This is a genomic window from Pseudomonas neuropathica (assembly GCF_015461835.1).
Taxonomy (GTDB): domain Bacteria; phylum Pseudomonadota; class Gammaproteobacteria; order Pseudomonadales; family Pseudomonadaceae; genus Aquipseudomonas; species Aquipseudomonas neuropathica.
The window spans coordinates 1-19,688 of the sequence record NZ_JACOPX010000011.1; the positions used below are offsets into that span (position 1 = coordinate 1).

At 60.4% G+C, this 19,688-nt stretch carries 24 protein-coding genes and 1 pseudogene; 7 read left to right on the top strand and 18 right to left on the bottom strand.

Going from position 1 to position 19,688, the window contains the following annotated elements; translation table 11 throughout:
* Window positions 1-4: 4 nt before the first annotated feature.
* A pseudogene (locus H8F23_RS17090) lies at window positions 5-130 on the top strand (tRNA (guanosine(46)-N7)-methyltransferase TrmB); the annotation flags it as partial.
* Between the two features lie 118 nt (window positions 131-248).
* Here H8F23_RS17090 and H8F23_RS17095 read toward each other — a convergent pair.
* The 10 genes from H8F23_RS17095 to H8F23_RS17140 all read right to left on the bottom strand — a co-directional run bounded on the left by H8F23_RS17095 (window position 249) and on the right by H8F23_RS17140 (window position 7,269).
* Complete coding sequence (locus tag H8F23_RS17095) at window positions 249-572, bottom strand: DUF3392 domain-containing protein (protein ID WP_034153666.1); 324 nt, start codon at window positions 570-572, stop codon at window positions 249-251.
* 22 nt (window positions 573-594) lie between these two features.
* Window positions 595-1,800, bottom strand: coding sequence for a radical SAM family heme chaperone HemW (hemW, locus tag H8F23_RS17100; RefSeq protein WP_228759278.1), 1,206 nt, complete (start codon window positions 1,798-1,800; stop codon window positions 595-597).
* Complete coding sequence (gene rdgB / locus H8F23_RS17105) at window positions 1,797-2,393, bottom strand: RdgB/HAM1 family non-canonical purine NTP pyrophosphatase (protein WP_194935173.1); 597 nt, start codon at window positions 2,391-2,393, stop codon at window positions 1,797-1,799. The genes hemW and rdgB overlap by 4 nt, the downstream gene beginning before the upstream one ends.
* Window positions 2,390-2,824 (bottom strand): DUF4426 domain-containing protein, encoded by a 435-nt coding sequence (locus H8F23_RS17110; protein ID WP_123454321.1) that lies wholly within the window; start codon window positions 2,822-2,824, stop codon window positions 2,390-2,392. The genes rdgB and H8F23_RS17110 overlap by 4 nt, the downstream gene beginning before the upstream one ends.
* Window positions 2,825-2,850: 26 nt before the next feature.
* Window positions 2,851-3,471 carry a methionine biosynthesis protein MetW gene (gene metW, locus H8F23_RS17115; RefSeq protein ID WP_007913638.1) on the bottom strand — a complete coding sequence of 207 codons (621 nt, stop codon included), beginning with the start codon at window positions 3,469-3,471 and terminating at the stop codon, window positions 2,851-2,853.
* Window positions 3,472-3,478: 7 nt separating this feature from the next.
* Window positions 3,479-4,618 carry a homoserine O-succinyltransferase MetX gene (gene metX / locus H8F23_RS17120; protein WP_007913641.1) on the bottom strand — a complete coding sequence of 380 codons (1,140 nt, stop codon included), beginning with the start codon at window positions 4,616-4,618 and terminating at the stop codon, window positions 3,479-3,481.
* Window positions 4,619-4,846: 228 nt separating this feature from the next.
* Window positions 4,847-5,143 carry a DUF167 domain-containing protein gene (locus H8F23_RS17125; protein WP_007913642.1) on the bottom strand — a complete coding sequence of 99 codons (297 nt, stop codon included), beginning with the start codon at window positions 5,141-5,143 and terminating at the stop codon, window positions 4,847-4,849.
* Window positions 5,140-5,730 (bottom strand): YggT family protein, encoded by a 591-nt coding sequence (locus H8F23_RS17130; protein ID WP_194935174.1) that lies wholly within the window; start codon window positions 5,728-5,730, stop codon window positions 5,140-5,142. Before H8F23_RS17130 ends, H8F23_RS17125 begins: the two co-directional genes overlap by 4 nt.
* Before the next feature lie 10 nt (window positions 5,731-5,740).
* The gene (gene proC / locus H8F23_RS17135; protein ID WP_093429835.1) at window positions 5,741-6,559 is read right to left on the bottom strand and encodes a pyrroline-5-carboxylate reductase; all 819 of its coding nucleotides are present in this window, start codon (window positions 6,557-6,559) and stop codon (window positions 5,741-5,743) included.
* Window positions 6,560-6,582: 23 nt separating this feature from the next.
* Window positions 6,583-7,269 (bottom strand): YggS family pyridoxal phosphate-dependent enzyme, encoded by a 687-nt coding sequence (locus H8F23_RS17140; protein ID WP_194935175.1) that lies wholly within the window; start codon window positions 7,267-7,269, stop codon window positions 6,583-6,585.
* Between the two features lie 56 nt (window positions 7,270-7,325).
* Between H8F23_RS17140 and H8F23_RS17145 the strand changes: the two genes are divergently transcribed.
* Window positions 7,326-8,360, top strand: a complete 1,035-nt coding sequence (locus H8F23_RS17145) for a type IV pilus twitching motility protein PilT (RefSeq protein WP_194935176.1) — start codon at window positions 7,326-7,328, stop codon at window positions 8,358-8,360.
* Between the two features lie 105 nt (window positions 8,361-8,465).
* Here the strand turns inward: H8F23_RS17145 and H8F23_RS17150 are convergent, their stop codons facing one another.
* Window positions 8,466-9,089: a C40 family peptidase gene (locus H8F23_RS17150; RefSeq protein WP_194935177.1), complete on the bottom strand. Its 624-nt coding sequence runs from the start codon at window positions 9,087-9,089 to the stop codon at window positions 8,466-8,468.
* Between the two features lie 248 nt (window positions 9,090-9,337).
* Between H8F23_RS17150 and H8F23_RS17155 the strand changes: the two genes are divergently transcribed.
* Window positions 9,338-9,769 carry an NINE protein gene (locus H8F23_RS17155; protein ID WP_194935178.1) on the top strand — a complete coding sequence of 144 codons (432 nt, stop codon included), beginning with the start codon at window positions 9,338-9,340 and terminating at the stop codon, window positions 9,767-9,769.
* 93 nt (window positions 9,770-9,862) lie between these two features.
* Here H8F23_RS17155 and H8F23_RS17160 read toward each other — a convergent pair whose 3' ends face one another.
* The 7 genes from H8F23_RS17160 to gshB all read right to left on the bottom strand — a co-directional run bounded on the left by H8F23_RS17160 (window position 9,863) and on the right by gshB (window position 15,872).
* Complete coding sequence (locus tag H8F23_RS17160) at window positions 9,863-11,134, bottom strand: dihydroorotase (RefSeq protein WP_194935179.1); 1,272 nt, start codon at window positions 11,132-11,134, stop codon at window positions 9,863-9,865.
* Window positions 11,131-12,135 carry an aspartate carbamoyltransferase catalytic subunit gene (locus tag H8F23_RS17165; RefSeq protein ID WP_007913665.1) on the bottom strand — a complete coding sequence of 335 codons (1,005 nt, stop codon included), beginning with the start codon at window positions 12,133-12,135 and terminating at the stop codon, window positions 11,131-11,133. The genes H8F23_RS17160 and H8F23_RS17165 overlap by 4 nt, the downstream gene beginning before the upstream one ends.
* 27 nt (window positions 12,136-12,162) lie before the next feature.
* Entirely contained in the window at window positions 12,163-12,669 is a 507-nt protein-coding gene (pyrR, locus tag H8F23_RS17170; protein ID WP_034153653.1) for a bifunctional pyr operon transcriptional regulator/uracil phosphoribosyltransferase PyrR, read from the bottom strand.
* Between the two features lie 80 nt (window positions 12,670-12,749).
* On the bottom strand, window positions 12,750-13,187 hold the full coding sequence (gene ruvX / locus H8F23_RS17175; protein ID WP_064589634.1) for a Holliday junction resolvase RuvX: 438 nt from the start codon (window positions 13,185-13,187) through the stop codon (window positions 12,750-12,752).
* Window positions 13,187-13,759: a YqgE/AlgH family protein gene (locus H8F23_RS17180; RefSeq protein WP_016985971.1), complete on the bottom strand. Its 573-nt coding sequence runs from the start codon at window positions 13,757-13,759 to the stop codon at window positions 13,187-13,189. Before H8F23_RS17180 ends, ruvX begins: the two co-directional genes overlap by 1 nt.
* Window positions 13,760-13,893: 134 nt before the next feature.
* The gene (locus tag H8F23_RS17185; protein ID WP_194935180.1) at window positions 13,894-14,793 is read right to left on the bottom strand and encodes an energy transducer TonB; all 900 of its coding nucleotides are present in this window, start codon (window positions 14,791-14,793) and stop codon (window positions 13,894-13,896) included.
* A gap of 107 nt (window positions 14,794-14,900) precedes the next feature.
* Window positions 14,901-15,872, bottom strand: a complete 972-nt coding sequence (gshB, locus tag H8F23_RS17190; RefSeq protein WP_194935181.1) for a glutathione synthase — start codon at window positions 15,870-15,872, stop codon at window positions 14,901-14,903.
* Window positions 15,873-16,097: 225 nt separating this feature from the next.
* On the opposite strand from gshB, the gene pilG reads away from it, so the two are divergent.
* The 4 genes from pilG to H8F23_RS17210 all read left to right on the top strand — a co-directional run bounded on the left by pilG (window position 16,098) and on the right by H8F23_RS17210 (window position 19,681).
* Window positions 16,098-16,502: a twitching motility response regulator PilG gene (pilG, locus tag H8F23_RS17195; protein WP_194935182.1), complete on the top strand. Its 405-nt coding sequence runs from the start codon at window positions 16,098-16,100 to the stop codon at window positions 16,500-16,502.
* A 60-nt stretch (window positions 16,503-16,562) separates the two neighbouring features.
* Window positions 16,563-16,928 (top strand): twitching motility response regulator PilH, encoded by a 366-nt coding sequence (pilH, locus tag H8F23_RS17200; protein WP_007913674.1) that lies wholly within the window; start codon window positions 16,563-16,565, stop codon window positions 16,926-16,928.
* 10 nt (window positions 16,929-16,938) lie between these two features.
* Window positions 16,939-17,478, top strand: coding sequence for a chemotaxis protein CheW (locus H8F23_RS17205; protein WP_194935183.1), 540 nt, complete (start codon window positions 16,939-16,941; stop codon window positions 17,476-17,478).
* A 154-nt stretch (window positions 17,479-17,632) separates the two neighbouring features.
* Window positions 17,633-19,681 carry a methyl-accepting chemotaxis protein gene (locus H8F23_RS17210; protein WP_194935184.1) on the top strand — a complete coding sequence of 683 codons (2,049 nt, stop codon included), beginning with the start codon at window positions 17,633-17,635 and terminating at the stop codon, window positions 19,679-19,681.
* Window positions 19,682-19,688 lie beyond the last annotated feature (7 nt).

Consider the following 19,688-nt stretch of genomic DNA (forward strand, 5'->3'; position numbering starts at 1 on the left):
CTAGCGCAACCTCGCCGAAGACGGCAAGTGCGTACCACGCCCGGCCGAACGCCCGATCACCAAGTTCGAACGCCGCGGCGAACGTCTTGGCCATGGCGTGTGGGACCTGAAGTTCGAAAAGCAGTCCTAAGCATCACGCAATACCCCTGTAGGAGCTGCGGCACGCTGCGATCTCTTGATCTTCAAATCAAGATCAAAAGATCGCAGCGTGCCGCAGCTCCTACAGTCGTTTTGGGTGTACTGAAAGATCAGCGGCGGTCGGCGACTACGCCGATGAGGACAAGGACTACCAGCAGGACTGGCGCCAGGCTGTAGTTGTTGAACTGGCTCAAACCCTTGATCACCCAAGGCGTGGCGTAGATCAGCGCGGCGCCGCTGCCGATCACGCACAGTAGCGACATCAGCGGTATGCGCAAGGCGCCGGCTATGCTGCCCAGGCGCTGCTCGACCCAGCCTTTGAAGTCAGCGCCGAACAGCACCAGCAGGCAGCCGACCAGGGCCAGAGCGATTTCCGAGAGGTTGCTGCGGCTCCAGCGGGAGACGGTGGCGAGCAGGTCGAGTATCAAATCCATGCGTTTTCCCTTAGCACTGAAATCAGTTCAGAAATTGTTGCAGCAAGTCGTTGAGAAACAGCTGTCCGCGCTCGGTGGCCGCCAGACGTGACGGTTCGACCTGCAACAGACCGCTTTGTTCTGCCGCGGCCCGGCCTTCGGCGAGGCTTTCCAGCGACAGCCCGGTGCGCTCCGGATACAGACGCGACTCAACGCCCGCAGTCAGGCGCAAAGCGTTCATCAGAAACTCGAACGGCATCTCGTCATTGGTCAGCGCTTTTTCGCCAGCCTGGAAGCTTTTTGCCGGGTTGAGATAGTCCTTCGGTAGCCGCGTCTTCCACGTCCGCACGATGCGCCCGTCCGGATGACTCAACTTGCCATGCGCGCCCGCACCGATGCCGATGAAGTCGCCGAAACTCCAGTAATTGAGGTTATGCCGCGCCGGACGCCCGGCCTGGGCATAAGCCGACACTTCGTACTGCGCGTAACCGTGCTCGGCCAGCAGCGCCTGCCCGGCCTCTTGGATGTCCCACAGCGTGTCGTCTTCCGGCAGCACCGGCGGCTGATTCCAGAACACCGTGTTCGGCTCCAGCGTCAGCTGATACCAGGAAATGTGCGTTGGATTCAGCGCGATGGCCTGACGCAGATCGCTCAGGGCATCGTCCAGCGACTGATCGGGCAAACCGTGCATCAAGTCGAGGTTGAAGTTATCGAACCCGGCCTGCCGCGCCATGCCCGCCGCGCGCACCGCTTCATCACCGTTGTGAATCCGGCCAAGCGCCTTGAGCTTTTCCTGCTGGAAGCTCTGGATGCCGATCGACAGGCGATTGATCCCCAGCTTGCGGTAGGCGACGAACTTCTCTTGCTCGAACGTTCCGGGATTGGCTTCCAGAGTGATTTCAATGTCGTGAGCAAACGGAATCCGCTGTTCGACGCCTTCCAGCAGCCGCCCGAGGGCTTCGGCGCTGAACAGGCTCGGCGTGCCGCCACCAAAGAAGATCGAACTGATTTCACGACCGTACACGGCGTGCAGATCCTGATCGAGATCGGCCAGCAGCGCATCAACGTATTCCTGCTCCGGCAACACCGGGCTGGCAGTGTGCGAGTTGAAATCGCAATACGGGCATTTGCGCACACACCACGGGATGTGGATGTACAGCGCCAGGGGCGGCAGCGTCGGCAGCGGCGCCCGAGGCGAAGAAGCGGCGCCGCCGATGATCAGCGACGACGCGGAGGGGCTGTCGGTCATTTCAGGCCCAGACGCTGGCGCAGCAGATCCATTGCACGGGCGCGGTGGCTGATCTGGTTCTTGTCGGTCGGGCTCAGTTCAGCACTGGACACGTCGCGTTCCGGTACCCAGAACAGCGGGTCATAACCGAAACCGTGCTCGCCGCTGGCAGCGGTCAGAATCCGTCCGTGCCACAGGCCTTCGCAGAGAATCGGCAACGGATCATCGGCGTGACGCACCAATGCCAGCACGCAGACGAACTGCGCGCCGCGCTCGGCTTGCGGCACATCTTTCAGTGCATCGAGCAATTTGGCATTGTTCGCCGCATCGCCCTGGCCGTCGGCATAACGTGCCGAATAGATGCCCGGCGCTCCGCCGAGGAAATCCACCGCCAGACCGGAGTCGTCGGCCAGTGCCGGCAGCCCGGAAATGCGTGCGGCGTTGCGGGCCTTGAGGATCGCGTTCTCGACGAACGACAGACCGGTTTCTTCCGGCTCGACCTTGCTCCACTCGCCAATCGAGCGCAGTTGCACCGAGTCGCCGAGCATGGCCTGGAGTTCTTTGAGTTTGCCGGCGTTATGGCTGGCCAGTACGAGCTGCTTGATGTTCATCATTCGCCGGGAAAGAGTTCTTGGTTGAAATTGATGGTGTTGATCTTGTCGCCGTTCTGCACCTTGATTTCAAAGGTGCGGGTTTCCTGCTGCTCCACCGGGTACTGGGCGATGTAATAGATCGCGCCCTGTTCGGTGATCTGGCGGAAATTCAGCGGCACGCTCTGGCTGGTCAAGTCTTTGACCGTGCCGGTGACGTTGGCGATCAGTGGTTTACCGTCCTTGATCACCGAGACATTGATCACGCCCTGATTCTTGCTGCGCACCAGTTCCGCTGCCTTGGCGATGTCCGGCGTCAGAAACGTCGAGTTGAAGGTGTTGTAGTGCACCGTGACGTCGCCAAAGGTTTCCTGGCGCTCGCCCTTGATGACGTCGGCCGCCAGGGCGCTGGCGCTCAGGCAGGCAGTCAATAACAACAACGCTAAACGACCCATGATCGTGCTCCTCGAAATGACGGGATTCAGACCGCGACTTTGTGGTCTGCAAGCTGCGGGCTGCTGACGCGGTAGATACCGATCTCACCTAACAGATTAGGCCATAGCTTACTGGCCCACCCGTGGCGGTGCTGTTGATCCACGGCAAGCCGATCAATGACCTTCGCATCACGTTCGCGGCAAAGTTCTTCAAAGTCTTCGAAGGTGCAGAAGTGAATGTTCGGCGTGTTGTACCAGGTGTACGGCAGGAACTCGGACACCGGCATGCGCCCCTTGCTCGCCAGATACCAGCGGCAGCGCCAGTGGCCGAAGTTCGGGAAAGTGATGATGCATTGGCGACCGACCCGGAGCATTTCGTCGAGGATCTTGTCCGGGTAATGCACGGCTTGCAGGGCCTGAGTCATGACGACGATGTCGAAACTGTTGCTGGCAAAGTTACCCAGCCCCTTGTCCAGATCCTGCTCGATGACGTTAACGCCTTTGGCCACGCACTGGGCGATGTTGTCGGCGTCGTTTTCCAGGCCATAACCGGTGACATTCTTGTTGTCGCGCAGCCAGGTCAGCAGTTCGCCGTCACCGCAACCGAGGTCGAGGACGCGGCTGCCGGCGGGGATCCATTCCTGGATGATTTCCAGATCAGCTCTCATGGCTTTCTCACAGCGTGATGCGGTTCATGTAATTGCCGAACGCCTGCAAGTAGCGCGGGATCGGAATCAGGAAGGCGTCGTGGCCCTGCGGTGCGTCGATTTCCAGATAGCTGACGTCTTTGCGCGCCGCCATCAGTGCATCCACCAGTTCCCGCGAACGGGCCGGAGAGAAGCGCCAGTCGGTGGTAAACGACATCACGCAGAACTTGGCCGTGGCGTTTTCAAAGGTTTTCGCCAGGTTATCGTCGAAATTCGCCGCTGGATCGAAGTAGTCCAGCGCCTTGGTCATCAACAGATAGGTGTTGGCGTCGAAGCGTCCGGAGAACTCTTCGCCCTGATAGCGCAGGTAGCTTTCGACCTGGAATTCGACACTGTGGAAGTCGTAGTTGAGCTTTTCGCTCTTCAGGCCACGGCCGAATTTCTCGCCCATGGAATCGTCGGACAGGTAAGTGATGTGCCCGACCATCCGCGCCAGCATCAGCCCGCGTTTGGGGATCACGCCCGCTTCCTGGAACGAACCGCCATGGAATTCCGGATCGGTCAGGATCGCCTGACGCGCGACTTCGTTGAAGGCGATGTTCTGCGCCGACAACTTCGGTGCCGAAGCGATAGCCAGACAGTGACGCACGCGATCCGGGTAGGTGATGGTCCATTGCAGCGCCTGCATGCCGCCGAGGCTGCCGCCAATCACCGCCGCCCACTGGCCGATGCCGAGCAGATCAGCGAGACGCGCCTGGCTGTGCACCCAGTCTTCCACGGTGAGCACCGGGAAGTCGGCGCCGAACGGTTTGCCGGTCTCCGGGTTGATGCTGCTCGGGCCGGTGGAGCCGTTGCAGCCGCCGAGGTTGTTCAGGCTGACCACGAAGAACTTGTTGGTGTCGATCGGTTTACCCGGGCCGATGCAGCTGTCCCACCAACCGGGTTTGCGGTCGTCGACGCTGTGATAACCGGCGGCGTGGTGATGGCCGGACAAGGCGTGGCAAATCAGCACGGCGTTGCTCGCTTGCGCGTTCAGCGTGCCGTAGGTTTCGTAGATCAGGTCATAGGCGGCCAGCGAACGGCCGCAGGCCAGCGCCAGCGGTTCGCTGAAGTGCGCGGTTTGCGGCGTCACCAGACCAACAGAATCGGGGGGAAAGGCAGTTGGCATCGACCCTGCTCTCGTTGAAATGAGGCGTAAGTCTAAAGACCGGGGGGGTTAGCGGCAAGCGGCCCTCACCCTAGCCCTCTCCCAGAGGTAGAGGGGGCCGACCGAGGTGTTCTTTTGAGCTACGCCGACCTGATCTATCCGGGCTGAACTCAGGTTCCGAAAACACCCTAGATCGGCAACCTCTCCAGGGGGAGAGGGCTGGGGTGAGGGGCGCAGGCGCTGCAAAACTCAAGACAAGCGCCCAACCAACCCAGGCAAATCCGGCAACTTCTTCGGCGAGCAAATCTTCACGCGCTTCTGCCGGTTCAGCTCGCCGCTGAGCAAACTGACCTGGCTCTTGGACACCCCGAATGCCTTGGCCAGAAAGCCCATCAGATACGCATTGGCCTTGCCCTCAACCGGCGGCGCAGTCAGGCGAATCTTCAAACGATCACCGTGCAGCCCGGCGAAGTCATCGCTACGGGCTGCCGGTTGCAGGTGACACTCGAGGATCAAGTCGTCACCGTCCCAACGGAACCAGCTCACATCAGCAAGCGCAGGATTTCCGGCATCATCGTCATCGCCGCGAGGTTGTTGATCACCAGCATGTCGATAATCTTCAGCGCGAGGAAGGCGAAAATCGGCGACAGGTCCAGGCCACCAAGGTTCGGCAGGAAACGCCGGAATGGCGCCAGTGCCGGCTCGCAGATCTGGTTGACCAGTTCAGCTCCCGGGTTGTGGCTGCCCGGCGCGACCCACGACAGAATCACGCTGATGATCAGTGCGAAGAAGAAGATCTTCAGGAACAGTGCTGTCACGCCGATCAGCGACCAGATAAACAGTTGCAGCGGGTTGCCGGTGGTGCCGTAAGTCAGCAGCAGGGTCAGCGCCATCAGCGCCAGTTGCACCAGAATCGCCAGCACCAGCGACGACATGTCGAGGCCGAACAGGCTCGGAATGATCCGGCGCAGAGGTTTGAGCAGCGGCTGTGTGGCCTTGACCACAAACTGGCACAGCGGGTTGTAGAAGTTCGCCCGCACCAATTGCAGGACGAAACGCAGCAGCACGATCAGCAGATACAGACTGCCGAGGGTTTGCAGCACGTAAACCGCTACGGTGTTCAATCCAATCATGTAAGGCTCCTTATTTGCCCAGTTGTTCGGCCATTTCGGCCGAGCGGTGCGCGGCGGCGCCGAGTGCGGTTTCGACCAGGGCTTCGAAGCCATTGGCCTGGAATGACTTGATTGCAGCTTCCGTTGTGCCATTTGGCGAAGTCACGCGGCGGCGCAATTCGGCGGCGTCGACGTCACTGGAAACCGCCATGTGCGCGGCGCCGAGGGCGGTTTGCAGAGTCAGTTGCTCGGCGATGTCCTTGGGCAAGCCAAGTTTGACGCCGGCGGCGGTCATGGCTTCGATCAACAGGAAGAAGTACGCCGGGCCGGAGCCGGACACAGCGGTCACGGCATCCAGTTGCTGCTCTTCGTTCAGCCACAGGGCGATGCCGACGGCGGACAGCAGCTCTTCGGCTTGCTGACGCTGTTCGGCGGTCACTTCGCTGGTCGCGTAAAGGCCGCTGACGCCCTGACGCAGCAGCGCTGGCGTGTTGGGCATGCAGCGCACGATCGGCTGCTCGCCGAGCCACGCGGTCATGCTCGCGCAAGTGATGCCGGCCGCGATGGAGACCACCAGTTGATTGGGTTTCAGGCTTGGGCGAATCGCCTCGCACACGGCTTTCATCGCCTGTGGTTTGACTGCCAGCACAATCACATCGACGCCGTCGATGGCCTGGGCGTTGTCGGCAAAGGTTTCGATGCCGTGTTCGGCACTGACTTTGGCGCGGGTTTCTTCACCCGGGTCGCTGGCGCGGATCTGTGCGGCTTCCAGCCCCTTGGCGCGCAGGCCGCCAATCAGACTGGCCGCCATGTTGCCCGCACCGATAAACGCAATACGTGTGTTGCTCATGTGTGGTCCTTATCTGGAATGGTTCAAGACTGGGAATAATCTCTGGCACCAAACAGGGCCGTACCGATACGCACCCAAGTGGCGCCTTGGGCAATGGCCGACTCGAGGTCGTGGCTCATGCCCATGGACAGTGTGTCGAGCGGCAGATCGAGGCTCGCCTGCAGTTTCTGCACGGCGGCGAAGGCCGCGTCTTGCTCGGCGCGATCCTCGGTCGGCTCGGGGATCGCCATCAACCCGCGCAATTTCAATCGGGGCAGGGTGCTGATGGCCGCGGCCAGTGCCGGCAGGTCTGTCGGGGTGCAGCCGGACTTGCTCGCCTCACCGCTGACGTTGACCTGAATGCAGATGTTCAGCGGCGGCAACTCGGCCGGGCGCTGTTCGGACAAGCGTTGAGCGATTTTCAGGCGATCCACGGAGTGCACCCAGTCGAAATGCTCGGCGATGGCGCGAGTCTTGTTCGATTGAATGGGGCCGATGAAGTGCCAGATCAAGGGCAGGTCGGCCAGTTCGAGCTGTTTGCCCAAGGCTTCCTGCAGGTAATTCTCGCCAAAGTCATGCAGGCCGGCGGCATACGCTTCGCGCAGGGCCTGGGCGGGTTTGGTCTTGCTGACCGCGAGCAGCTGGACGCTGTTTTCAGCGCGGTTTGCAGCTGTTACCGCTGCCTGGATGCGCGAACTAACCAGTTGGATGTTGTCTGCTATCGTGGACATCAAGAGGCGCCAGCGGTCGGAAGGTTCGCGGCATTCTACTGGAATTGAGGAGCGCTATGGATATCACTGAACTGCTGGCCTTCAGCGCCAAACAGGGAGCTTCCGACCTGCACCTGTCGGCCGGTCTGCCGCCGATGATCCGCGTCGATGGCGATGTGCGGCGGATCAATCTGCCAGCGCTGGATCACAAACAAGTGCACGAACTGATCTACGACATCATGAACGACACCCAGCGGGTCGACTTCGAGAAACATCTGGAAACCGACTTTTCCTTCGAAGTGCCGGGTGTGGCGCGTTTCCGCGTCAACGCTTTCAACCAGAACCGTGGCGCAGGCGCCGTATTCCGTACGATTCCGTCGAAAGTGCTGAGCATGGAAGATCTCGCCATGGGCGACGTCTTCCGCAAGATCACCGATGCGCCGCGCGGGCTGGTGCTGGTGACTGGGCCGACCGGTTCGGGCAAGTCGACCACGCTGGCGGCGATGATCGATTACCTCAATACCCACCGGCATCACCACATCCTGACTATCGAAGATCCGATCGAGTTTGTTCACGAATCGCGCAAATGCCTGATCAATCAGCGTGAAGTCCACCGTGATACCCGCAGCTTCGCCACTGCGTTGCGCTCGGCACTGCGTGAAGACCCGGATGTAATTTTGGTCGGTGAGATGCGTGACCTGGAAACCATTCGCCTGGCACTGACCGCAGCCGAAACCGGGCACTTGGTATTCGGCACGCTGCACACCACCTCGGCGGCGAAAACCATCGACCGCGTGGTCGACGTGTTCCCCGGTGACGAGAAGTCGATGGTGCGTTCGATGTTGTCGGAGTCGTTACTGGCGGTGGTTTCGCAGACGCTGATCAAGAAGGTCGGCGGCGGGCGGGTGGCGGCGCACGAGATCATGTTGGGGACGTCGGCGATCCGTAACCTGATCCGCGAGGACAAGGTCGCGCAGATGTATTCGGCGATTCAGACGGGTGGGGCGTTGGGCATGCAGACACTGGACATGTGCCTGAAGGAACTGGTGACCAAGGGCTTGATCAGCCGCGAACATGCGCGGGAGAAGGCGCGCACGCCGGATAATTTTTAAACGCCAAAAGCAAAAGATCGCAGCCTTCGGCAGCTCCTACAGGGAAATGCATTCCAATTGTAGGGGCTGCCGAAGGCTGCGATCTTTTGATCTTGCTTCGAAGACTTAGCGCTGAACGACGCGCATCTGCTTGCTTGCAGGCTCTTTCGGCAACACCCGCTTGGCAACTACGTAATGCTGTTCCCAATACGGCTTGTTCAGCGTATCGATGCTCACCGCTTTGCCACGACGCGGGGCGTGGATGAAGCGATCGTTGCCCAGGTAGATGGCAACGTGGTTGACCCGACGGCTCTTGATGTTGAAGAAAATCAGGTCGCCCGGCTTCAGATCCTTGCGCTCGACTTTCTCGCCGTGGCCGCTGGCCATGGCGTTGGAGGTGCGTGGCAGGTCGAACGTAGCGTCGTTGAACGCGTATTTCACCAGACCGCTGCAATCGAATCCTTTACTTGGGCTGCTGCCGCCCCAACGATAAGGTGTACCGAGGACGTTGACCGCACGGCTCAGCACATTGCTGCTTTCCTTGCTCGCCATCGGTGGCACCAGCTTGCTGTGGCTCTTGCTGCTCAGCGTGGTGTTTTTGCTTTTGCTGCTTTTGCTCGAAGGAGCCGAAGCATGGGATTTAGGGGTAAAGCCGTTAACGTTGGGAAGACGTTGCTCACGATTGGTGGCGTGGGCGGCCAGTGGCATTAATAGGCAGATGGTTAGCCATGTCTTGAAAAATGGTCGCATTAGGCGTGGCTCTTTAGTGATAGCGCGCAACTTTATAACAGAGTTTTTTTTCATTCCGAGTCCGTTGGTCGATTCAGTTGGCGGCCAACGGAACCAAATAAGCGGCAAATGGACGCAATTGTCGGACAGAAGTCAGGTGCTATAAGGCTTTGACGGTAGCAACGGTAACATTTGCCGTACGTCGGCTACCTGTAAAAAAGTCACAAAGAATTCAAGAATATTTATCTATCGTGTGAATCGAGGTCTTCATGAACCCCTATCAACAATTTGTTCAGCAGCAAGATACGCACAGCAAAATCATCGGTTATCTGCTGTGGATTTTCGGTTTTACCGGTGCTCACCGCTTCTATTACGGCAAGCCGGTGACCGGGACGATCTGGTTCTTCACCTTCGGTTTGCTCGGTATTGGCTGGCTGATCGACCTGTTTCTGATCCCGGCGATGGATCGCGAGGCGGATCTGCGTTTTACCGCAGGGCCGATCGAATACAACGTGGCGTGGATTCTGCTGACATTCCTTGGCGCACTCGGCGTGCACCGGATGTACCAAGGCAAGTGGATCAGCGGACTGATCTATCTGCTGACAGGCGGGTTGTTCTTTCTGGGGGTGCTGTATGACTTCTGGACGCTGAATGATCAGGTGTCCGTACGCAACGCCGAAGGCAGAGGCACCTTCCAGTAAAGCTTCGCGAGCAGCCTCGCTCCCACAGGGGATTTGTGTCGTTCACATATCCAATGTAGGAGTGAGCCTGCTCGCGATCGGCTTGACCCGGTATCAAGCCTGGTGACTGATCCGCCCATCCACCAGCGTGTAGCGAACCACACCCGGCAAAGTGTGCCCAATGAACGGGCAGTTCTCACCCTTCGACAGCCAGCCTTCACCGGCCACCGTCGAAGCCTGCGGATCGAACAGCACGATATCCGCCGCACCACCCACTGCCAGTTTGCCCGCCGGCAGACGCAGCGCTTCAGCCGGGCCAGCGCTCAAACGCGCCAGCAAGGTAGGCAGATCCAGCAACCCATCCTCAACCAGCGTCATCGCCAGCGGCAGCAGCAACTCAACACTGCTGATGCCCGGCTCGGTCGCGCCGAACGGCGCCAGTTTGGCGTCGCGTTCGTGCGGTTGGTGATGGCTGGAAATCGCCGAGATCACGCCGGATTTCACTGCCTCACGCAGACCATCGCGATCCGCACGGGTGCGCAGCGGCGGTTGCACGTGATACAGGCTGCTGAAGTCGATCAATGCTTCGTCGGTCAGAATCAGCTGATACAGCGCGACATCCGCCGTCACCTTTAGGCCGCGGGCCTGAGCCTGAGCAATCAACGCGACGCCGCGCGCGCTGGTCAATTGGCTGAAGTGCGCACGTACGCCGGTTTGCTCAACCAGCAGCAGATCACGGGCCAAGGCCACGGTTTCAGCGGTTTCCGGAATCCCCGGCAGGCCGAGGAAACTGGCCACCGCGCCTTCGTGAGCCAGACCACCTTCGGCCAGATCGTGATCCTGCGAGTTGAAGATCACTGTCAGATCGAAGGTCGCCGCGTATTCCAGCGCCCGGCACAGGGTGCGGGTGTTGCGGAAGCTCTCCAGACCGTTGCCGAACGCCACACAACCGGCGTCGCGCAACGCCACCAGCTCAGCCAGTTGTTCGCCGTCCAGACCTTTGCTCAGCGCGCCAATCGGGAACACCTTGGTGTTGCCGGCTTCGCGAGCGCGGTCGAGGATCAGTTCGGCCACGGCGGAGGTGTCGAGCACCGGTTTGGTCTTCGGTGGGCAGCACAGGCTGGTCACACCGCCGGCAGCCGCTGCGCGGGTTTCGCTGATGATCGAACCTTTGCGGCTGTAGCCCGGCTCGCGCAGGGCCACGTTCAGATCGACCAGGCCTGGAGCGGCGACAAGGCCTTGTGCATCGATGGTTTCCACTGCCGTGAAACCCGCTGGAGCGGCGCCAAGGGCGACGATCTTGCAGGCTTCAACGTGAATGTCGGTGATTTGATCCAGGCCGCTGCTTGGATCGATGACGCGTGCGCCGAGAATGCTGAGCTTCACTGGGCGTTCTCCTGCTCGAATTGACGCTGCGCGGTTTGCCCGCTCATGGCCATGGACAGCACGGCCATACGAATCGCGATGCCGTAGGTGACCTGGTTGAGGATCACCGAGTGCGGGCCGTCGGCCACTGCGGACTCGATCTCCACCCCCCGATTGATCGGCCCCGGGTGCATGACGATGCAATCCGGTTTGGCCCCGGCCAGGCGCGCGGTGGTCAGGCCGAACAGGCGGTAGAACTCGCCTTCGCTCGGCAGCAGGCCGCCGGTCATGCGTTCCCGCTGCAGGCGCAGCATGATCACCACGTCGACGTCTTTCAGGCCTTCGGTCATGTCGGTGTAAACCTTCACACCGTATTGCTCGATGCCGATCGGCAGCAGGGTTTTCGGCGCGATCACGCGGATGTCCGGGCAACCGAGGGTTTTCAGCGCGAGCATGTTAGAGCGCGCGACCCGTGAGTGCAGGATGTCGCCAACGATGGCCACCGAGAGGTTTTCGAAACCGCCCTTGTGCCGACGGATGGTGAGCATGTCGAGCATGCCCTGCGTCGGGTGCGCATGACGGCCGTCGCCGCCGTTGATGATCGCCACTTGCGGGCAGACATGCTCAGCGATGAAGTGCGCGGCGCCGGAATCACCGTGGCGCACGACGAACATGTCGGCGGCCATGGCTTCGAGGTTGCGCAGGGTGTCGAGCAGCGTTTCGCCCTTGCTCGCCGACGAGGTCGACACGTTCAGGGTAATCACGTCCGCCGACAGCCGCTGGGCCGCCAGTTCGAAGGTGGTGCGGGTGCGCGTGGAGTTTTCGAAGAACACGTTGCACACGGTCTTGCCGCGCAGCAACGGGACTTTCTTCACCGCCCGGGCACCGACTTCGAGGAACGAGTCGGCAGTGTCGAGGATTTCCGTCAGCAACTCGCGGCGCAGGCCGTCGAGCGAGAGGAAGTGGCGCAGCTGGCCCTGATCATTGAGCTGCAGCGGGCGCTTGGTATCTAGAGGCGTCATCGCGAAGGGGACTCTCAATAGGGCGGATTAAAGGTTGAAGTCTTGCAGTTCGAGCGTCAGCGGCTCGGGGCCGGACAGCTTCACCCGTTCGTGAGCGGCCAGCGACAGCGTCGCGCCAACCACGTTCGGGCGGATCGGCAGCTCGCCGGCGTCGAGGTCCAGCAGGCAGACCAGAGTCACGCTGGCCGGGCGGCCGTAGTCGAACAATTCGTTCATGGCGGCGCGGATGGTGCGGCCGCTCATCAATACGTCGTCGATCAGCACCAGATGCTGGCCTTCGATCTCGAAGGGCAGGGCGGACGGGCGCACTTGCGGGTGCAGGCCGTTCTGGCTGAAGTCGTCGCGGTAGAAGGACACATCCAGCGTGCCCAGTGGCGCGTCGCTGCCCAATTCCTTGAGCAAGGCCTGCGCGACCCAGATACCGCCAGTGCGAATGCCGATGTAACGCGGTTCAGTGATTTCACGCTGGGCAAGGTGCGCCTTGAGGCGGGTCGCCATCTGGCTGATCAGATCGGCGGGATTTGGCAGGCTCATGGTTGCTCCTTGTTGGGGGCGAATCGGGTCCTTGGACACGACTCGGTTTTTCACTCAAAAGAAAAGCGCCGAAGCGCTTGTCAGGATTCAAACAATGCAGTGTTTTCATCGAGCCAGCCCTGCAACAGCAGAGCGGCGGCGATGGCGTCCACCGGGTTGTCGCGGTAACTGCCTTTCTGACCGCCACGGGCCAGTCGCTCGCCTTTGGCTTCAAACGTGGTCAGGCGTTCGTCGTGGGTATAGAAGGGCAGATTGAAGCGGCCATTGAGGCGGCGGGCAAACTTTTCCGCGCGTACGCACATGTCGCTCGGGGTGCCGTCCATGTTCAGCGGCAGTCCGACAACAACGGCATCGGGTTTCCATTCTTTTATAAGGGCTTCGACCTGGTTCCAGTCGGGAACGCCGTTCTGTGCCTTCAAGGTGCACAGCTCACGGGCCTGGCCGGTAATCACCTGGCCGACCGCGACGCCGATCTGTTTGGTGCCGTAGTCGAAGCCGAGAATCAGGCGCAGGGCCATCAGGCGTGACCTGCCTGGCTGGTCAGCAGGCTGAGGTTGATCCCCAGGTGCCGGGCCGCCGCTTCCAGACGCAATTCGCTGCTGGTGTTGAACAGGATATCGGCGTCGTACGGGCAGTTCAGCCAGGCGTTGTCGGCGAGTTCCGCTTCCAGTTGCCCGGCTTCCCAACCGGCGTAACCGAGGGCAATCAGGCTTTTTGCCGGGCCGACGCCGTCAGCAATGGCGAACAGCACGTCCTGCGAGGTCGAGAGGGCCAGATCACCGTCCAATTGCGCGGTGGCCTGGAAGGTCTTGCCCGCCGGGTGCAGAACAAAACCGCGATCGGTCTGCACCGGGCCGCCAATGAAGATCGGCACATGCTGGCAGAGTGCTGGCGGGTCGATGTCCGGACGTAATTGCTCAAGGATGTCGGCCAGATTCAGCTCTTGCGGCCGGTTGACCACAATCCCCATAGCGCCATTGGCCGTGTGCTCGACGATGTAGGTCAAGGTGTGGGCAAAGTTCGGGTCGGCCATGTGTGGCATGGCGATCAGGAATTGATGCTTGAGGTAGCTGGGGCTGACGTTTTTCATGTGCGCTAGTGTGGCGTTCGGGGGGCAAACTGACAAGCTGAAGCCGCCAAAAGATCGCAGCCTTCGGCAGCTCCTACATGTGAATGCAGGCCAATGTAGGAGCTGCCGAAGGCTGCGATCTTTTGATCTTGCCCTTAATTGCTCGAGAGCTTGTCGCCCCGGGCAAATTTCCAGGTGCGAATGATTTCCAGACGGTCGATGTCCGACAAGTCCCCGGTAAACGGCGCAAACGGTGCTGCCAACCGGACGATGCGCTGCGCCGCCTGATCCAGCAGCGGCTGGCCGGAGGATTCCAGCACCAGCACTTCATACAGCGAACCGTCGCGGTTGATCGAGACCATCAGGCGCAAATTGCCGTAGATCTGCTTGCGCCGTGCTTCTTCGGGGTAATTGAGGTTGCCGATGCGCTCGACCTTCTTGCGCCAGTCGTCTTTGTACCAGGCACCCTTGTCGCGCATGGTCGACGCCGCGCTCAAACGGTGAATACGCGGGCGCTTGGCGTACAACTGCTGTTCCTTGGCCAGTTCGGCTTCGAGGCTGGCGATGTCGCTGGACAGCTGCGAGCTGTCGAATTCCGGCGCATCGACCGTTGGTTTGACCTCGGTCTTGCTTTCTTCTTTTTTGGTCGGCGCTTTTTTAGGTTTCGGCGCGACGGTGGTCACCGCAGCTTTGGGTGCGGCCTCCTGCACCTCCGGCTTGGCGGCCGGTGGCGGGGTGACTTTCTTGACTTGATTGTCCTGGAACGGCGCCACCTCAGTGGTCTTCGGAATCGCCTTCTTGTCCAGCGTGCCGCTGCCTTCCTGATGCTGTTGAGCGAGAAAGTCAGCCTTCTCCGGCTTCTTGTCGCTCTTGAAGGTGGCGAGAGTGATTTCCAGGGTTTTGCTGATTTGCTTGGGCTCGACCATCGTGAAGCCGACGCCGAGCAGCAGCGCCAAATGAATCAGCGCCGCGAGAAACAGGGTAAATCCGAGGCGATCGGCCGGGCGCACGCCACGGTGGGCGAGTTCTGCGGGCAGATCGGACGGGAGGGTCATGACAAGAAAACCAACATCGCGTTTTTCAGAGGCTGCGCATGATAACGCAATGTTGGTTTCACGCCTTGGGCTTCACGCTTCAAGCGACAGACTGCATGTGACGTGCATCAAGCTTGCGGCAATTTGCCGGCGGCTTGCAGCTTCTTGGCGATGGCATCCATCAGCATGCCGCCGATATCAGTGCCAAAGGCATTGTCGATTTCACGGATGCAGGTCGGGCTGGTGACGTTGATTTCGGTAAGGCTTTCGCCGATCACATCGAGGCCAACGAACAGCAGGCCTTTCTCACGCAACGTCGGGCCGACCTGAGCGGCGATCCAGCGATCCTTGTCGGTCAGCGGGCGCGCTTCACCACGGCCACCGGCAGCCAGGTTGCCACGGGTTTCGCCCTGCGCCGGAATCCGTGCCAGGCAGTAATCCACCGGCTCGCCGTCGATCATCAGGATGCGTTTGTCGCCGTCCTTGATCGCCGGCAGGTAGGCCTGGCCCATGATCTGCTGGCCACCGAGGGCGGTCAGGGTTTCCAGAATCACCGACAGGTTCGGGTCACCGGCACGGTGGCGGAAAATCGAAGTACCGCCCATGCCGTCCAGCGGCTTGAGGATCACGTCGCCGTGTTTCGCGGCAAATTCACGCAGCACGTCAGCGCGACGGCTGACCACGGTTGGCGGCGTGCACTGCGGGAACAGCGTGGCGAACAGCTTTTCATTGCAGTCGCGCAGGCTCTGCGGCTTGTTCACCACCAGCACGCCAGCGGTTTCGGCCTGTTCGAGCAGGTAGGTGGAGTAAACGAACTCCATGTCGAACGGCGGATCCTTGCGCATCAGGATCACGTCCAGATCGCTCAGCAGGTTGTCCTGCTCGGCGTCCAGTTCGAACCATTTTTCCGGGTTGGCGAAGACTCTCAGCGGCTTCATCCGCGCCCGTGCCTGACCTTCGCCCTGATACAGGTCGCGCTGTTCCATATAGAACAGTTCCCAGCCACGCTTCTGCGCGGCCAGCAGCATGGCCAGCGAGCTATCCTTTTTATAGGAGATGCTGGCGATAGGGTCCATGACAATCCCGACGCGAACGCTCATTGGGTTTTCCTCGAAAATTGGCTACCGGATCGGTATTGAAAAAGTGCCGCCAGAGTGGCGCCGGGCGGGTTTTCGGTCAAGGAAAAACCCGTCGATAGATTGCATCTGGAGACTGTGCTAAAAAGGCTGCCAAGCGGTGCTGGCCCTTGAACATCAAGGGTTTCCAGCCATTACTCATCGCAAAACGGACAATTTGATTCGCAAAGGCGACGGTAGAGCCCTCTTATGGAACAGCAGTCCAGCGCCTTGAAGGTCATGGTGATCGACGACTCGAAAACGATTCGTCGCACCGCCGAAACATTGTTGAAGAATGTCGGTTGCGACGTGATCACGGCGATCGACGGTTTCGACGCCCTGGCGAAGATCGCCGACAACCATCCCGGGATCATTTTTGTCGACATCATGATGCCGCGTCTGGATGGTTATCAGACCTGCGCTTTAATCAAGAACAACAGCGCGTTCAAGGCGACTCCGGTGATCATGCTGTCATCGCGCGACGGGCTGTTCGACAAGGCCAAGGGGCGGATTGTCGGTTCTGATCAATTTTTGACCAAGCCTTTTAGCAAGGAAGAACTGCTCAACGCGATTCAGGCCCATGTTCCGGGCTTCGCCGCCGTTTTGCCGCAGTAAGACACGTACAGAGACACGCGGCCAGCGGGCCGCGCGTCGACAAGAAAAATGGGGAAAACCATGGCACGTATCCTGATCGTTGATGATTCGCCGACTGAAATGTACAAACTCACCGGCATGCTCGAAAAGCACGGCCATGAAGTGCTGAAGGCCGAAAACGGCGCCGACGGCGTGGCTCTGGCCCGTCAGGAAAAACCTGACGCGGTACTGATGGACATCGTCATGCCCGGCCTCAACGGGTTTCAGGCGACCCGCCAGTTGACCAAGGATGCCGACACCAGCCACATCCCGGTGATCATCATCACCACCAAGGATCAGGAAACCGACAAGGTCTGGGGCACCCGTCAGGGCGCCAAGGACTACCTGACCAAACCGGTCGACGAAGACACCTTGATCAAGACCCTGAACAACGTGCTCAAAGGCTGATCGCGCGACCATGAGCGAATCGCTGACCGCGTTCGAACTGCTCTGGCAAATCGACCAGCGCTGCCGCTTGCTGGCGGCAGACCTGCCGTCGCAAGCAGCGCGCCAGGATCGCTGGAGCGGCATCGGCTTTCGCCTCGGCGAGCATTGGTATGTGGCGCCGATGGGCGAAGTCAGCGAAGTGCTGCACGAACCGCGTTTCACTCAGTTGCCCGGGGTCAAGCCGTGGGTCAAAGGTGTGGCTAACCTGCGTGGGCGGCTGCTGCCGATCATGGATCTGTGCGGTTTCTTCGGGCATGAGCTGTCGCCGTTGCGTAAACAACGACGGGTATTGGTGGTCGAGCATGGCGATGTGTTTGCCGGGTTGATGGTCGATGAAGTCATTGGCTTGCAGCACTTTGAGCAGAACAGCTTTGAACCGCTGTCGATCAGCAAACGCCAGGGTTCGAAGGCCGAGTTCGTCAAAGGCTATTTCCGCCGTGAGCAGAACTGGCGGGTGTTCAGCCTGTTTGCGCTGGCCAAATCCCCGGTGTTCATGAGCGTCGCGGTATAACAGATTCAACACCGTCCCCTGTGGGAGCGAGCTTGCTCGCGAAGAGGGCGTGTCAGGCGAAACAAATATTGGCTGACCCAGCGCTTTCGCGAGCAAGCTCGCTCCCACAGGGATTGCAGCAGGCCTCAAAGGTGTGGGTTAAGGGCGAGGACCGATGACAAAAGCAAAAACAGGCAAGCCGGCGGAAGGCTCGCGCAGTCGCTCGCAGATCATCGTGCTGTTCATCGCACTGATCGTGTTCATCATGCTGCTGTTCGCCAACTTCGCTTACCTCAACACCCAGGCGAACTACGATAAACAGTACATCGGCCACGCCGGTGAGCTGCGCGTACTCTCGCAACGCATTGCCAAGAACGCCACCGAAGCCGCTGCCGGCAAGGCTGCCGCGTTCAAGCTGCTCAGCGATGCACGCAACGATTTCGCTCAGCGCTGGGGTTACTTGAAGAAGGGTGATCCGGCCACCGGCCTGCCTCCCGCCCCGGCTACTGTGCGCCCGGAAATGCGCGCCGTGCAGCTCGACTGGGAACGCCTGCTGAAAAACACCGACGCGATTCTTTCCAGCGAACAGACCGTGCTGTCGCTGCATCAGGTCGCCGCAACGCTGGCCGAAACCGTGCCGCAGTTGCAGATCGAATACGAAAAAGTCGTCGAAATCCTCCTCCAGCGCGGTGCCCCAGCCGCGCAAGTGGCGATGGCCCAACGTCAGTCGCTGCTCGCCGAACGCATCCTCGGCGCGGTCAACACGGTGCTCGCCGGCGACGAAAACTCGCAGCAAGCCGCCGATGCCTTTGGCCGTGATGCCACCCGTTTCGGCCAAGTGCTCAACGGCATGCTGCAAGGCAACCCGGCGCTGAAAATCAGCCAGGTCGAAGATCGCGACGCCCGTGCTCGTTTGAGTGAAATCTCCGAGCTGTTCCAGTTTGTCTCCGGCTCCGTCGATGAAATCCTCGAAACCTCGCCGGAGCTGTTCAAAGTCCGCGAATCGGCGAGCAACATCTTCAGCCTCTCGCAGACCCTGCTCGACGAAGCCTCGCACCTGGCCACCGGTTTCGAGAACCTTGCCGGTGGGCGTAACACCGACACCATCGGCGGCTACGTCCTCGGTTTGCTGGCACTGGCCTCGATCATCCTCATCGGTCTGGTGATGGTCCGGGAAACCAACCGCCAGTTGCGTGAAACCGCCGAGAAGAACGAGCGCAACCAGAACGCGATCATGCGCCTGCTCGATGAAATCGAAGACCTCGCTGACGGCGACCTCACCGTGACCGCCTCGGTGACCGAAGACTTCACCGGCACCATCGCCGACTCGATCAACTATTCCGTCGACCAGTTGCGCGATCTCGTCGCGACCATCAACCTCACCGCCGGCCAGGTTGCCGCCGCCGTGCAGGAAACCCAGGCCACCGCCATGCATCTGGCGCAGGCCTCGGAGCATCAGGCCCAGCAGATTTCCGAAGCCTCGACGGCGATCAGCGACATGGCCGAATCCATCGATCAGGTCTCGGCCAACGCCGCCGAATCTTCGGCGGTCGCCGAGCGTTCTGTGGAAATCGCCAACAAGGGCAACGAGGTAGTGCACAACACCATCCACGGCATGGACAACATCCGCGAGCAGATTCAGGACACCGCCAAACGCATCAAGCGTCTCGGCGAGTCGTCGCAGGAAATCGGCGACATTGTCAGCCTCATCGACGACATTGCCGACCAGACCAACATCCTCGCCCTCAATGCGGCGATTCAGGCGTCGATGGCCGGGGATGCCGGGCGCGGGTTTGCCGTGGTCGCCGATGAAGTGCAGCGACTGGCTGAACGCTCGTCCGCCGCGACCCGGCAGATCGAAACCCTGGTGCGGGCGATTCAGACCGACACCAACGAAGCGGTCATTTCGATGGAGCAGACCACCACCGAAGTGGTGCGCGGCGCGCGACTGGCGCAGGATGCCGGTGTGGCCCTGGAAGAAATCGAAGGCGTGTCGAAGACCCTTGCGGCGCTGATTCAAAGCATCTCCAACGCAGCGCAGCAGCAGACGACTTCGGCCGGGCAGATCTCGCTGACGATGAACGTGATCCAGCAGATCACCTCGCAGACCTCGTCCGGCTCCACGGCCACCGCCGAGAGCATCGGCAACCTGACGAAAATGGCCAGTCAGCTACGACGTTCGGTGTCCGGCTTCACCTTGCCGGCGGCGACAGATAAAGCGTGAGTGGAGT